The 13,786-nt window shown below is 61.4% G+C and carries 12 protein-coding genes; 7 read left to right on the forward strand and 5 right to left on the reverse strand.

From position 1 onward, the window contains the following. From tnpA to mutM, 5 genes are all read right to left on the reverse strand, one after another. On the reverse strand, window positions 1-180 hold a 180-nt coding region (gene tnpA, locus PH552_RS17755; protein WP_285166204.1), incomplete at its 3' end, for an IS200/IS605 family transposase. A 174-nt stretch (window positions 181-354) separates the two neighbouring features. Beyond that, window positions 355-1,905: a chromosomal replication initiator protein DnaA gene (gene dnaA, locus PH552_RS17760; RefSeq protein ID WP_169644266.1), complete on the reverse strand. Its 1,551-nt coding sequence runs from the start codon at window positions 1,903-1,905 to the stop codon at window positions 355-357. An 869-nt stretch (window positions 1,906-2,774) separates the two neighbouring features. Next, the gene (rpsT, locus tag PH552_RS17765; RefSeq protein ID WP_004108374.1) at window positions 2,775-3,050 is read right to left on the reverse strand and encodes a 30S ribosomal protein S20; all 276 of its coding nucleotides are present in this window, start codon (window positions 3,048-3,050) and stop codon (window positions 2,775-2,777) included. A gap of 192 nt (window positions 3,051-3,242) precedes the next feature. After that, window positions 3,243-4,016: an enoyl-CoA hydratase gene (locus tag PH552_RS17770; RefSeq protein WP_112343628.1), complete on the reverse strand. Its 774-nt coding sequence runs from the start codon at window positions 4,014-4,016 to the stop codon at window positions 3,243-3,245. Window positions 4,017-4,056: 40 nt separating this feature from the next. After that, window positions 4,057-4,947: a bifunctional DNA-formamidopyrimidine glycosylase/DNA-(apurinic or apyrimidinic site) lyase gene (gene mutM, locus PH552_RS17775; protein WP_183762426.1), complete on the reverse strand. Its 891-nt coding sequence runs from the start codon at window positions 4,945-4,947 to the stop codon at window positions 4,057-4,059. Between the two features lie 245 nt (window positions 4,948-5,192). On the opposite strand from mutM, the gene ubiE reads away from it, so the two are divergent. The 7 genes from ubiE to PH552_RS17810 all read left to right on the forward strand — a co-directional run bounded on the left by ubiE (window position 5,193) and on the right by PH552_RS17810 (window position 13,644). Continuing rightward, the gene (ubiE, locus tag PH552_RS17780; RefSeq protein WP_112343626.1) at window positions 5,193-5,969 is read left to right on the forward strand and encodes a bifunctional demethylmenaquinone methyltransferase/2-methoxy-6-polyprenyl-1,4-benzoquinol methylase UbiE; all 777 of its coding nucleotides are present in this window, start codon (window positions 5,193-5,195) and stop codon (window positions 5,967-5,969) included. 62 nt (window positions 5,970-6,031) lie between these two features. Next, on the forward strand, window positions 6,032-7,606 hold the full coding sequence (ubiB, locus tag PH552_RS17785; RefSeq protein WP_112343625.1) for a 2-polyprenylphenol 6-hydroxylase: 1,575 nt from the start codon (window positions 6,032-6,034) through the stop codon (window positions 7,604-7,606). A gap of 205 nt (window positions 7,607-7,811) precedes the next feature. After that, on the forward strand, window positions 7,812-9,395 hold the full coding sequence (locus PH552_RS17790; protein WP_169644260.1) for an aromatic amino acid lyase: 1,584 nt from the start codon (window positions 7,812-7,814) through the stop codon (window positions 9,393-9,395). Between the two features lie 27 nt (window positions 9,396-9,422). Beyond that, window positions 9,423-10,805 carry a dihydroorotase gene (locus tag PH552_RS17795; protein ID WP_183762422.1) on the forward strand — a complete coding sequence of 461 codons (1,383 nt, stop codon included), beginning with the start codon at window positions 9,423-9,425 and terminating at the stop codon, window positions 10,803-10,805. Then, window positions 10,805-12,079 (forward strand): Zn-dependent hydrolase, encoded by a 1,275-nt coding sequence (locus PH552_RS17800; protein ID WP_183762409.1) that lies wholly within the window; start codon window positions 10,805-10,807, stop codon window positions 12,077-12,079. Before PH552_RS17795 ends, PH552_RS17800 begins: the two co-directional genes overlap by 1 nt. A 3-nt stretch (window positions 12,080-12,082) precedes the next feature. Then, window positions 12,083-13,204: a thiohydantoin desulfurase gene (locus PH552_RS17805; RefSeq protein ID WP_183762406.1), complete on the forward strand. Its 1,122-nt coding sequence runs from the start codon at window positions 12,083-12,085 to the stop codon at window positions 13,202-13,204. Between the two features lie 110 nt (window positions 13,205-13,314). Next, window positions 13,315-13,644 carry a TfoX/Sxy family protein gene (locus PH552_RS17810; RefSeq protein ID WP_037149213.1) on the forward strand — a complete coding sequence of 110 codons (330 nt, stop codon included), beginning with the start codon at window positions 13,315-13,317 and terminating at the stop codon, window positions 13,642-13,644. The last annotated feature ends 142 nt before the right edge of the window (window positions 13,645-13,786 follow it).

Genomic DNA, 13,786 nt, shown 5'->3' on the forward strand with positions numbered 1-13,786 from the left:
ATGGTCGGGCATCAGATGACCCTCCTCGATCTGGCAGCCTTTCTGCTGTGCCAGCCGACGCAAGAGTTCTCCCAACTCACGCCGCACGTCCCCGTAAAGTCTTTTCGTGCGGTATTTGCTGCCAAAAACAATGTGATACTTGCAGTCCCACGTCGCATGCGAGAGCGTTTGCTCATCCATAAAACCTCCTTGTTCGAAGTCTGGGCCACCCCAGCGGTTCAAGCAGGAGGTCTCTCAACTACCGTGTAGAACTCGTCCAGTCCTCCACCGTAGGTGGAGGTTTATTTATCGATATAAGGAACGGCCGGCGATGAAGCCGGCCGAAGAATATACCGTCAATGATGACCGCTGGGCCTACTCGTTGATGAGGCGCTTCAGCAGCTCGATCTCGTGCGACAGCTTACTGTCACCGGAGATCAGTTCCTCGATCTTGCGCACGGCATGCAGCACGGTCGTATGATCGCGGCCACCGAAGCGGCGACCGATTTCCGGGAAGGAACGCGGCGTCAGGGTCTTCGACAGATACATGGCGATCTGGCGCGGCTTGACGATGACGCGCGTGCGGCGGTTCGAAACCAGTTCCTGGCGCGAGACATTGTAGTGACGCGCGACGATGCGCTGGATGTCCTCGATGCGGACGCGGCGCGGCTCGCCGGAGCCGACCAGATGCGCCAGCAGTTCGTCGACGCGCTCCACCGTCAGGTTCGGCTCGAAGGAGCGGCGGAAGATGAGCTGGTTGAAGGCTCCTTCCAGTTCGCGGCCGCTGGCAGTGACGTTGCGGGCGACATGCGAGAGGATCTCGGCCGGGATTTCCAGCGACGGATCATCCTGACGGGCAGCATCGAGGCGGCGCTTGAGGATCTCAAGGCGCATTTCATAATCCGGCGCCTCGACTTCGATCGCCACGCCGCCCTGCAGGCGCGAACGCACGCGCGGGTCGAGCGATTCCAGCTCCCAAGGAGCACGATCGGCAGCAACGACGACCTGTTTGGCGCTGTCGAGCAGCATGTTCAGCAGGTGGCAGAACTCATGCTGGATCATCTTGCCCTGCAGGAACTGCATGTCGTCGATGATGAGCAGGTCGATGTTGCGCAGCGAGTCCTTCAGCGTCAGCGCATCATTGTCGCGGATCGCGGTTGCGAAGCGCCACATGAAGTATTCCGCCGTTAGATAGACCACGCGCAGACCGCGCGGGTTCTGCACGGCGGCATTGGCGATCGCCTGCAGAAGATGCGTCTTGCCGAGACCGACCGTCGCATGGACGAAGAGCGGATTGAAGCGCACGGCGCCGGTACCCGCTTCGGCGATGGTCTTTGCTGCGGCAAGGCCGACACGGTTCGAGCTGCCTTCGACAAAGGTATCGAAGGTGAAGCGGGAATCGAGCGGAGAGCCGAACAACGGCGCACCTGCCGTTGCGGGCCGCGCGGCTGCGACAGCACTTACGGCCTGCGCCACCGCATGGCCCGCCGGCTGTGCGGCGGGACGGCGGATCGGCGCCACGGCCGCCTGATCCGGCAGCGCAGGCTGCTCGTCGGCGCAAGGCTTCGCGCCCTGCCGTGCCGCGGTGCGGACCAGAATTTCGACCTTCAGGATCTCGGCATCCTCAGCCTGGAACAGGCTGGTGATCAAATCAAGATAACGATTGTTGATCCACGACTTCAGAAAGGTTGTCGGAACCGTGAGACGAACAACGCTCTTCGATACCGAATGGAGCTTGAGCCGTGCGAACCAGCTGGCGTAGACATCAGGTCCGACCTGGGCCTTCAAGCGCGCGCTAACGCGCTCGAACAGATTATTTTGCGCCACGTCTCCCTTTTCCCCCGCCGCTTCTAAGCAAACCGCACCGAACGCCTGCGCATTGTCCCCATTCTCCAACGCACCCGTCGCCCTCGTATGTATCTGCATATAATGCCGCCTTCCACAGTCTCTTATAGGGCGGGAGAGCAATGCACCGCCGCCCCTAGGTTCTTCGCCATAGCATGACAATCGCGCCCGTTGTCCCAAGCCGCGCCGCATACCGGTTCATCAGCCATGCCCTGCCAACGGGCGTTACAGAAAAACTGTGGCGAAAACCGCTCTCAAGCAGCCTTCACCCGACTATCTGCAACTGGAGCATCGATCGGCCCTCGTATTCCGACCGCTGCCCCATGGCTGTCAATTTTCTCCCCTCTCCACAGCCACGCCACTAACTCCGGCTGCAAAGGACAGACAAGCTTCCTCGTTCCGCAAGCGTTGCCGCTTCCAGCTTTAACTCGTCAACTGTTTGAAAAAACGGAGCTGAACTGCTCCGTCACAAGAGACAAAACCACCCACGCCGCCGTAGATGACGGTGTTTGCCGAAGCCGTTTAAGGTGAAATCCGCGCCCCTTGTTGAAATGCATTTAGGCAGGATCGCGGGCAGATATCAACGATGAATTTTACACAAAATTAAGAGGCGGCCATTGACTCTGGAAGCCATTTTTGACTGTCACAAGCCCTTCAAAAAAGAATCGCTGTTGAATCAAAGAGATTCCCGACAAACGCGATTCCCACAGCTTTCAAAACAAAAAAAATAAAAAATCCCTTGACTCACTTGTGAGCCGGCAATGCGTCACGCAGATCACCCAGCGCTGAGATATCCTGCCGTAAGCTCTTGTTTTTAAAAGTATATTTCTGTCACGCCAATGACATGAACAGCCGGTCTTTTTTGGCAATGCGGCAATTTTTTGGCCGAATCCAAAAAGCCCGGCACAAGGGCCGGGCTTAAGTCTAACGACGAAATCGTTAATGGAAAGTTATGCGGTCGGGGCCGAAAGGGCCTTCACACGCTTGGCAAGACGCGAAACCTTGCGGGAAGCGGTGTTGGCGTGAAGCACGCCCTTGGTGGCTGCGCGAGCCAGTTCCGGCTGGGCAGCAACGAAAGCTGCCTTTGCGCGATCCGCATCACCCGATGCGATGGCTTCTTCGACCTGGCGAACGAACGTGCGAACGCGCGAGCGACGAGCCTTGTTGACATCGGTGCGGCGGGCGATCTTGCGGGTCGCTTTTTTCGCCGAGGTAGTATTGGCCATGTATGCCTCTCTTAGAATTCGAACAAAACTCCATCGTTGCGGCGCGGGCCTTGCGGCCACTTCATCCAGCAATGCGGGAGCAATTGCGGAAAACCAGAGCGGCTTTCCAAACTGTGGCGGGCATATAACCGGAATGAGCCCCGTCGTCAACGCGGATTCTCGCCAAAGCCGCGTAATTCCGGAATCTCGGCCTCACCGGTTCTTGAACTCCGGTTTGCGCTTCTCGATGAAGGCGGCCATGCCCTCCTTCTGGTCCTCTGTGGCAAACAGGCTATGGAACAGGCGGCGCTCGAAGCGCAACCCCTCCTCGAGGGTAGTCTCGAGAGCGCGATTGACCGCTTCCTTGGCCATGAGCACGGATGGGCGGGAATGAGAGGCGATCTTGGCGGCGGCCGCCATTGCCTCGTCCAGGAGCTTGTCGGCAGGCACGACGCGCGCCACAAGGCCCGAACGCTCGGCCTCGGCTGCATCCATCATCCGGCCGGTCAGCACCAGATCCATCGCTTTTGCCCTGCCGACGGCGCGGGTCAGGCGCTGCGAGCCGCCCATGCCAGGGATGACGCCGAGGGTGATTTCCGGCTGGCCGAATTTGGCCGTCTCCGAGGCGATGATGAAATCGCACATCATCGCCACCTCGCAGCCGCCGCCGAGCGCGAAGCCGCTGACCGCCGCGATAACCGGCTTGCGGGCATTGGCGATATCAGCCCATCCGCTGAAGAAATCGTTCTTGTAGGCGTCGACGAAATCGAGCGACTGCATTTCCTTGATATCGGCACCGGCGGCGAAGGCCTTTTCCGAACCGGTGAGCACGATCGCGCCGATGGCATCATCCTGGTGAAAGGCGGCAAAGGCCTGCTTCAGCTCCGAAAGCACGGTGGAGTTCAGCGCATTCAGCGCCTGTGGCCGATTGAGCTTGATGAGGCCGACAGCCCCATGCATTTCGACGATGAGGGTTTCGTAAGCCACCTGTCTCTCCCTTTTCTCTTGAATCAGCTTCGGCCTTCCATCAGCTTTGGCAGGAGGCGCAGTAGAAAGAAGAGCGTCCCGCCTGCACGATCCGGCTGACCGTACCGCCGCAGCCGGGCGTACTGCAAGGCTGGGCTTCGCGATCGTAAACGGAAAAGGAATGCTGGAAGTAGCCGAGCGAGCCGTCCGTCTGGATATGATCGCGCAGTGACGAGCCGCCCGCGGCGATCGCATCGGCAATGACCTCGCGGATGGCATCGACCAGCATCCGCAGCGTCTCTGTCGGCTTGCCGGCATCCGTGACCAGCGTGCCGGCGGCGCGCAACGGCGACAGATGCGAACGCCAAAGCGCCTCGCACACATATATATTGCCGAGACCGGCGATGTTCTTCTGATCCAGCAGCGCGCTTTTCAGCGGCTGCGCCTTGCCGGCAAAGCGCTTAGCCAGATAATCAGCGTCGAGTTCATTGCCGGTGGGTTCCGGGCCGAGATCGCTGAAGAAGGGGTGACTGACCATGTCGGCCCGCCTGACGATGTCCATGAAGCCGAAACGGCGGGGGTCGTTATAGATGACACGCGCATCGCCGTTATCGCCAGCCAGATGGAAAACGACATGATCGTGCTTCTCATCCTTGGAACGGGGATGATGGAAGCTTCCCGGCGTGCCGGCCCCAGCCCCCGCCTCGACCCGGAACGAACCGGACATGCCGAGATGGGCGATGATCGTCTTGCCATCATCGAGATCGATCAGCAGGTATTTGGCGCGGCGCGACAGCGACGTGATGCCGCGCCCCGCAACCGTCCGGGCGAAATCGATCGGAAAAGGAAAGCGCAGGTCGTTGCGGCGCAGCTCCAACTCCTTCAGAACGGCGCCCTCCATGGAAGGCGCGAGCCCCCGTCTGACGGTTTCGACCTCTGGTAATTCCGGCATGGCTATCCATCTTTATGTTTCAACCGCTTATGATCTGAGCTATAGCCCAAGGCATCGCGGCGGTGATCAGGCTGATGAGATAGCGTGGCAAACGTGATTTCGCTATGGTCCGCCGCTCAATACTGTGTAATTCCTTAAATCGGAATCGATTTAAGGAATAAATTATGCAGCAGATTTAAAGTGCTGTAGCGACCTTTGCGCATCGCATATGACGCGCGGCGCTGTCGTGTAATGGAGTTGAGCCGATGGCAGAAAGCCGCACCTCCGCCAATGGCGGCATGGAAACATCCTATGGCTTCCGCGAAGTGGCCGATGGCGAAAAGCAGGGCCTCGTCAACGAGGTGTTCCACAAGGTCGCCAAGCGCTACGACGTCATGAACGACGTCATGTCCATGGGTATGCATCGCGCCTGGAAGGATGCGATGGTCGCGGCGCTCAATCCCCGCAAGGATCCCGGTTACAAGATACTCGATGTTGCCGGCGGCACGGGCGATATCGCCTTCCGCATCGTGGAGGCCTCGAATAGGCTGGCGCATGCGACCGTGCTCGACATCAACGGTTCGATGCTTGCCGTCGGCGCCGAACGCGCAGAAAAGAAGAAGCTTGCCGACAATCTCACCTTCGTCGAAGCGAATGCCGAGGAATTGCCCTTCGAGCCGAACTCCTTCGACGCCTATACGATCGCTTTCGGCATCCGCAACGTGCCGCATATCGATGTCGCGCTGAAGGAAGCCTATCGCGTGCTGAAGCGCGGCGGCCGGCTGCTCGTGCTCGAATTCTCCGAAGTCGATCTGCCGCTGCTCGACCGCGTCTATGACGCCTGGTCCTTCAACGCCATTCCAAAGTTCGGCAAGGCGATCACAGGCGAGGCAGAGCCCTATCAATATCTGGTGGAATCGATCCGCAAGTTCCCGAATCAGCAGGACTTCGCAACGATGATCCGCGAGGCCGGCTTCTCGCGCGTAAGCTTCACCAATTACACCGGCGGCATCGCCGCGCTGCACTCAGGCTGGAAGCTCTGAAGCATGATATCCAGTCATCTGATCCGGCTTATGGCCTCCGTGTTCCGAGACCTTGAGACGATATGAGTGCTTTCAGCGCATATTTCGGCCTTGTTCGGGTCGGCTGGGTGCTCGTGCGCGAAGGCGTGGTCATGGCGCTGCCGTCGGAAGGGCTGCCGCCCTCCGTCAGCCTCGCCAAATCCTTCGTCAGCATCTTCGCCCGCAGGAAAGCGAAGAGCCAGGCGCGTAGCGACCGGCTTGCCAAGGCGGTCGAACGGCTCGGTCCTTCCTATGTGAAGATCGGCCAGTTCCTGGCAACGCGCCCCGATGTCGTCGGCGTCGACATGGCCAACGACCTGTCGCAGCTCCAGGACCGCATGGCCTTCTTTCCGCATGATATGGCAACGGCGGCCATCGAAGCGTCGCTCGGCCGGCGGATCGAGGACCTCTATGTCAGCTTCGGTGAACCGATCGCCGCCGCTTCGATAGCGCAGGTGCATCCGGCCGAAATCGAGACGGCAGAAGGCCGCAAGCGCGTCGCCGTCAAGGTGGTCCGGCCTGGCGTTCGCCAACGTTTTTCAAACGATATCAAGGCGATGTATCTCGTGGCGGGGATGCAGGAGCGATTCATGCCCTCCAGCCGGCGCCTTCGGCCGGTGGAAGTGACCAAGACGCTTGAGCAGACCACCAAGGTCGAGATGGATCTGCGGCTGGAAGCAGCCGCGCTTTCCGAGATCGCCGAGAACACCGAGAAGGACTCGGGCTTCCGCGTTCCGAAGGTCGACTGGGAGCGCACCGGCCGCGACGTCATCACCATGGAATGGATCGACGGCGTGAAGATGTCCGACGTCGAGGGGCTGAAGGCCGCCGGCCACGATCTTAACGCGCTCGCCGATACACTGATCCAGTCCTTCCTGCGCCATACGCTGCGTGACGGCTTCTTCCATGCCGACATGCACCCTGGCAATCTCTTCGTCGATCCCAGGGGCATGATCGTCGCCGTCGACATGGGCATCGTCGGCCGTCTCGGAAAGAAGGAGCGCCGCTTCCTCGCCGAAATCCTCTACGGCTTCATCACCCGCGATTATATCCGGGTCGCCGAGGTGCATTTCGAGGCGGGCTACGTGCCCGCCCATCACAATACGGAGAGCTTTGCGCAGGCCATCCGCGCGATCGGCGAGCCGATCCATGGCCAGCCGGCCGAAACCATCTCCATGGGTAAGCTTCTGACCCTGCTCTTCGAAGTGACGGAACTCTTCGACATGGAAACCCGGCCCGAACTGGTGATGCTGCAGAAGACCATGGTTGTGGTCGAGGGCGTGTCGCGCATGCTCAATCCGCGCTTCAACATGTGGAAGGCGTCCGAACCGGTCGTCGGCGATTGGATCCGCACCAATCTCGGCCCGAAACGGATCATGACCGATCTGAGGGATGGTTTGAAGGCAGCCGTTAAGCTTGCCGAAGCTGCGCCCGAGATTGCCGCCAAGACCGAAAAATTCCATCACGAACTGCTGCACATGAGCGAAAACGGCCTGCGTTTCGATCCGCAGACCGCCGAAGCGATCGGCAAGGCCGAGGCCAAGCACAGCCGCTCCGGCCGCTTCGCGCTTTGGGTGATCGCGCTGACGCTTCTCTATATCGCCTGGCACCTCGGCTGATCGCCCAGCCTTCTGATGCTCTTCTCGCCTCGGCCGAAATAGTTGGCCGGCGCGGGAAGCCATATGCGCGCGCAAACATAGAGTTGCGCGATGCGCGCGCTCGCCTCAAAATCAGTCGTCCGGCACAGATCAAGGTGTTCGCCATTTGGGATATCCCATTGATGATAAGGCTCGCATAGCCTTGTAAAAAAGGAGAACAGCAAAGATGGAGCGTCAGAGAGCCGGTATCGAACTCAGCGGGCAACCCCTCGGGTTCAGCGATCTGGTGCGGATCGGAGCGGGCGCCGTCCTGCCGTCGGCATCGGAAAACGGCATGGCTCGCATACGGTTGGCACGCAGCGTTCTCGAAAGCACCATTCAATCGGGCATGCCGGTCTATGGCTCCACGACCGGTGTCGGAGCCATGAAAGATGTCGAATGGTCTCCTGAAGATCTCGATGCCTTCAATCTGGGCCTCGTGCGCGCCCACCATTTCGGCACCGGGGCGCCCTTCTCCATGTCGGTGGTGCGCAACGCCATGGCGATCAGGGTTAACACGGCTCTCACCGGTCAGGTCGGATGCTCGCAAGAACTGATCGAAGCCTATCTGCAGCTGTTGAGCGCGGATGTCATTCCTGTCGTCAGGCGTACGGGCTCGATCGGTTGTGCGGATATCGGACTGATGGGCCAGATCGGCGCGGTTCTGACCGGCGTGGGCGAGGCCGTCTATCGCGGCCGCCGCATGCAGGCGGCCGATGCCTTCGATGCCGCCGGTATCGCTCCCGTCAGGATGATGCCGCGCGACAGTCTGGCCTCGCTCAGCGTCAATGCGGTCAGCTTCGCCGCCGCTGCCGAGACGACCCGCAATGCCGCCGCCTCGATCCGCGTGCTGCTCGCGACCGGCATGATGGCCGCCGGCGCGCTCGGCGCCTCACGCGATCCATGGATTTCCGTGCGCCATGTCGGCACCGCCCGCGAGGCCCTGATCGGCGCCTGGCTCTGCAATGCTTCGGATGAATGGCCCTGGCCGGTCGCGACCCACGTGCAGGACCCGCTGAGCCTGCGCATGATCGCCCAGGTCTTCGGTGCCGTCATCGAAAACCTCTTGACCGCCGGCCACAAGATTCTGGCCGCCACCGGCCGCTCGGACGACAACCCGGTCATCGTCGATGGGCGTGTGATGACCTCCGGCGGCTCTCTTCCGCTCGATGTCACCGTGCTTCTGGAAGCGGCCGTCATCTGCATGGCGCATGCGGCCCGCAATGCCTTCAATCGTTGCGTCCTGCTCGGCAACGGCCAGCGGCGCGGCCTGCCTGTCAATCTCGTACCCGAAGGCAGGATCGCGACCGGCTTCGGCCCGATCATCAAGCTCGCCGGCGAGATCTTCTCGCGCGTTCTCTCCATGTCCAATCCGGTCTCGGCACAGTCGCTGGTGGTTGCGGCCGGCATGGAAGACGAGGCCGCCTTCCTGCCGCTGGTCATCGAACGTTTCGAACGGCAGATGCGGGCACTGAAGCGCCTTGCCGCCCTTGAGGCCCTGCTGTCGGCCCAAGCGATGGACATTCTCGGCGACAAGCCGGAAGGCGTCGCACGTATGCTCTACGACGTCGTGCGCAAGCATGCCGACTTCTATGTCGTCGACCGTCCCCTTTCGGCCGAAGTCGAGGCGATCGAGGAGGAGCTGGGCTCGGAATCCTTCGTCTCTGAACTGATCGCCCACAAGCCGATCCTCGCCTATGATGATTTCTTCGCGCTCGGCTCGCTGGAGCGGGTCGAAGAGCGGCTTTATCGCGACACCGTTGCCATCTGAACCAACCTACGAGCGGGGAGAATACACATGGCCGATTTCGATCTTGTTCTGCAAGGCACCGTGGTTCTGCCTGAACGCGTCGTGGAAGCCGGCTATGTCGCCGTGCGCGACGGCAAAATCGCCGAGGTCGGCATCGGCGTGCCGCCGGCCGCACGCGAGCGGCACCTGCTCGGCAAGGCGCTGATCCTGCCCGGCGCGATCGATGCGCAAGTGCATTCGCTCTCGCAGAAGGACCAGGAGGATTTCGTCTGGTCGACGCGTTCGGCAGCCGCCGGCGGCGTCACCACCATCGTCGACATGCCCTATGACGAAGGCAATCTCGTCTGCTCGGCAGCAGCGGTGAAGAAGAAGATCGACCATGCCGCGCCGCAATCGCGCGTCGACTTCGCCCTCTACGGCACGATCGATCCGGAAGAAGGTCCGGCGCGTATCGCCGAGATGGTCGAGGCCGGCGTTTCCGCCTTCAAATTCTCCACCTTCGGCACCGATCCCAAGCGCTTTCCCCGCATTCCGCCCGCCCTGCTCGAGGCCTGCTTTGCTGCCATCGCGCCCACGGGCCTGACCGCCGGTGTGCACAATGAGGATGATGAAGCAGTCCGCACCTACATGGAGCAGGTGAAGGCGAGCGGTATCACCGACTATCGCGCTCACGGCCTGTCCCGTCCGCCTATCACAGAGCTTCTGGCCATGCACACGATCTTCGAAACGGGCGCGGATACCGGCTGCCCGGCGCATGTCGTGCATTGCTCGCTGGGGCGCGGCTACGACATCGCCCGCGCCTATCGCCGCGACGGCTTCCAAGCAACGGTCGAGTGCTGCATCCATTACCTGACGCTCGACGAGGAAAACGATGTGCGGCGCCTTGGCGGCAAGGCGAAAATTAATCCGCCGATCCGCCCGCGTGCCGAAGTGGAAACCTTGTGGCGCAAGGTGGCGGAGGGCAATGTCTGGCTCGTCTCGACCGACCACGTCAGCTGGTCGGAAAACCGCAAAACCAATCCGGACATGCTGGCGAATGCTTCCGGCGTGCCGGGACTGGAGGTCATGGTGCCGCTCTTCATCAAGGGAGCCTTGGAGCGCGGCGTGCCGCTGACCTGGGCGGCGAAGCTGATGGCGGAAAACCCGGCTAAGCATTTCCGCCTCGACCATATCAAGGGCGCGCTGACGCCGGGCAAGGACGCCGATATCGTCGTGCTGGAACCGCGCGAAATGGTTTATGACGCGGCGGCCAGCGATAACAACGTCGTCGGTTGGAGCCCTTATAACGGCATTCGCCTGCCCTGGACTGTGTCCGCCGCCTATCTTAGAGGCAAGCAGATCACCGAGGGACAGAAGGTGCTGGCCGAACCTGGCTCCGGCAGCTTCGTCCGTCCCTTGCCTCGCCAAATTCTTGCCGGAGATGCAGCCTGATGACCGACCCCAAGCGCCACAACCTGCCCGTAAACGCCGATCGCATCGCCGAGGATATCGATGCGCTGGCAAGGATTACCGATCCGGGCCACCCGTGGACGCGCCGCGCCTTCTCGCCACTCTTCCTCGAAGGGCGTGCCTATATCGAAGCACGGATGAAGGCGGCAGGACTTGAGACCCGCATCGACGCCGCCGGCAATCTGATCGGCCGGCGCGCCGGCGCCAAGCCTGACCTCGGCACGATCCTTGTCGGCTCACATTCCGATACCGTGCCCGATGGCGGCCGTTTCGATGGTATCGCCGGCACGATCGCAGCGCTCGAAGTCGCGCGCTCCCTTAGGGATCGCGGCATCGAGCTCGACCATGATCTGGAGATCGTCGATTTCCTCGCCGAAGAAGTCAGCATATTCGGCGTCTCCTGCATCGGCAGCCGCGGCATGACCGGACAGATCCCCGAGGCGTGGCTCTCCCGTGTCAGCGGCGACCGCACGCTTTCTCAAGGCATTGCCGAAGTCGGCGGCGATCCCTCCGTGCTGCTCTCCCAGAAGCGGCCGGATCTCGCCGGCTTCCTGGAGCTGCATATCGAGCAGGGTCCGGTGCTGGAGGCCGAGAATAAGGACATCGGCATCGTCACCGCGATCGCCGGCATCACCCGCATCGAAATCACCGTGGAAGGCCGCGCCGACCATGCCGGCACGACGCCAATGGATCGCCGTGCGGATGCGCTGGTAGCGGCCTCGCAATTGGTACTCGATATTCGTCAACGCGCTGCCGAGCAGGCGAAAACGCCGGGCCATTTTGCTGCAACCGTCGGCGAATTCCGCATCGAGCCGAATGCTGCCAATGTCGTGCCGTCCAAGGTCGTGCTCCTGATCGACGGCCGCGCCGAAATCCGCAGCGACATGGAGGATTTCCTGGCCTGGATCGACGATGAGGTGAAGACGATTGCCGCCGATTATGGCGTGACGATCAACCCGCCGGTTCGCGTCTCCGACAATATGCCGACGCCGGGTGCTCCGGTGCTGCTCGAAACGCTCGAGAGCGCCTGCGAGACTGTCGGCGCCAAGCATCGCCGCATGGCCTCCGGCGCCGGCCACGACACGGCCTGGATCGCCAAGGTCGCCCCTGCCGCCATGATCTTCGTGCCCTGCAAGGAAGGCCGCAGCCATTGTGCCGAGGAATGGGCCGAGAATGACGACATCGCCATGGGTGCCGCCGTGCTTTTCGAAGCGGTGCGCGACATGGACAAGAATCTCACACAGAACCGGGAGTAGCCGATGGGACGCATACTCGTTGCCAAGGATGTTGAAGCGGCCGTCAAGGGCGGCTCCGTTTACGCAGCAGGCGGTGGCGGCTGGGCCGATCATGGCCGCATGCTCGGCTACGCAGCCGTCAATGTCGGCAAGCCGGAACTGGTGTCGATCGAGGAATTGAACGATAGCGATTGGATCGCGACGGCCGCAGCCATCGGCGCGCCGGCCTCCACCACTCCGTGGGAAATGCAGGGCATCGACTATGTGAAAGCCGTGCAACTCCTGCAGGACGAGCTTGGCGAAAAGCTTTCCGGCCTGATCATCGGCCAGAATGGCCGGTCTTCAACATTGAACGGCTGGCTGCCGTCGGCCATTCTCGGAACGAAGGTGGTGGACGCGGTCGGCGACATCCGTGCCCATCCGACTGGTGATATGGGCTCGATCGGCATGGCCGGTTCGCCCGAGCAGATGATCCAGACCGCCGTCGGCGGCAATCGCGCCGAGAACCGCTATATCGAGCTCGTCGTGAAGGGCGCGACGGCAAAGATTTCGCCGATCCTGCGTGCGGCCTCCGACCAGTCCGGCGGCTTCATCGCCTCCTGCCGCAACCCACTTCGCGCTTCCTACGTCCGCACGCATGCGGCGCTCGGCGGCATCTCCATGGCGCTTTCGCTCGGCGAGGCGATCATCGAGGCGGAAAAGAAAGGCGGCAGCGCCGTCATCGACGCCATCTGCAAGACCACCGGCGGCCATATCCTGGCCGAAGGCACGATCACCAAGAAGGACGTCGTCTATACGAAGGAAGCCTTCGACATCGGCACCATCACGGTCGGCAGCGGCGACAAGGCCGTCATCATGCATGTGATGAACGAGTACATGGCGGTCGAGGATGCCGGCGGAAAGCGGCTGGCAACCTTCCCCTCCGTCATCACCACGCTGTCGCCGGAAGGCGAACCTTTGAGCGTCGGCCAGCTGCATGAAGGCATGAAGGTCTTCATCCTGCATGTGCCGATGGACATCATTCCGCTGTCTGCCAGCGTGCTCGACCCAACGGTCTATCCCTCCGTCGAAAAGGCCATGGGGATCGAGATCGCCAAATACGCCCTAGAGTCGGATGATTTTAGGTCTGTTCGACCTAAAATCTGAATCCGCTCTCGAGACAAAGAAGTAGAGCGTGATGTCGTCCGAAAACCGCATACACTTTTCGGCATCACGCTCTGGCCGGCAAGAAAGCCTGAAAAGCGCAGGAGGCGCAGATGGCGCGTGACGCAGGTCTCGAAGAATTGCTGAGAGAGGAGCTCGGACCACGGCCCGGGCTTAGCGAAAAAGGGATGTTCGGCGGCTGGGCTTTTCTTCTCAACGGCCATCTACTGTGCGGCGCGCGCGAAGATGGGATGCTGATCCGCCTCGGCAAGGGCAACGATAGCTGGGCGGTTCAGCAGCACGACGTCAACCGCATGCAGATGGGCGGACGGACAATGCAGGGCTGGGTGCGCGCCGGGCCGGAAGCTTATGGCAACGACATGCTGCGCAAGCGGCTGCTTCTGGCCGCGCTGGACTTCGTCGAAGGCCTGCCGCCGAAATGAAATGAGTATTGAAGAACACTCCTCTTCTCCGCAGCGGGGAGAAGATGTCCGTCAGGACAGATGAGGGGGTGAGCGACTAAGGAGCGAACGTCTGAGCGGTACGCGAAGACGATATGTGCCGCATCGCCCCCTCATCCGGACA

Source organism: Rhizobium aureum (assembly GCF_030182495.1).
Lineage (GTDB): Bacteria > Pseudomonadota > Alphaproteobacteria > Rhizobiales > Rhizobiaceae > Rhizobium > Rhizobium tropici_C.

Excerpts from the sequence above, each read along its gene's own strand:
- dnaA (WP_169644266.1), bottom strand. The coding sequence starts at position 1,905 with ATGCAGATACATACGAGGGCGACGGGTGCGTTGGAGAATGGGGACAAT.
- rpsT (WP_004108374.1), bottom strand. The coding sequence starts at position 3,050 with ATGGCCAATACTACCTCGGCGAAAAAAGCGACCCGCAAGATCGCCCGC.
- mutM (WP_183762426.1), bottom strand. The coding sequence starts at position 4,947 with ATGCCGGAATTACCAGAGGTCGAAACCGTCAGACGGGGGCTCGCGCCT.
- ubiE (WP_112343626.1), top strand. The coding sequence starts at position 5,193 with ATGGCAGAAAGCCGCACCTCCGCCAATGGCGGCATGGAAACATCCTAT.
- ubiB (WP_112343625.1), top strand. The coding sequence starts at position 6,032 with ATGAGTGCTTTCAGCGCATATTTCGGCCTTGTTCGGGTCGGCTGGGTG.
- PH552_RS17790 (WP_169644260.1), top strand. The coding sequence starts at position 7,812 with ATGGAGCGTCAGAGAGCCGGTATCGAACTCAGCGGGCAACCCCTCGGG.
- PH552_RS17795 (WP_183762422.1), top strand. The coding sequence starts at position 9,423 with ATGGCCGATTTCGATCTTGTTCTGCAAGGCACCGTGGTTCTGCCTGAA.
- PH552_RS17800 (WP_183762409.1), top strand. The coding sequence starts at position 10,805 with ATGACCGACCCCAAGCGCCACAACCTGCCCGTAAACGCCGATCGCATC.
- PH552_RS17805 (WP_183762406.1), top strand. The coding sequence starts at position 12,083 with ATGGGACGCATACTCGTTGCCAAGGATGTTGAAGCGGCCGTCAAGGGC.
- PH552_RS17810 (WP_037149213.1), top strand. The coding sequence starts at position 13,315 with ATGGCGCGTGACGCAGGTCTCGAAGAATTGCTGAGAGAGGAGCTCGGA.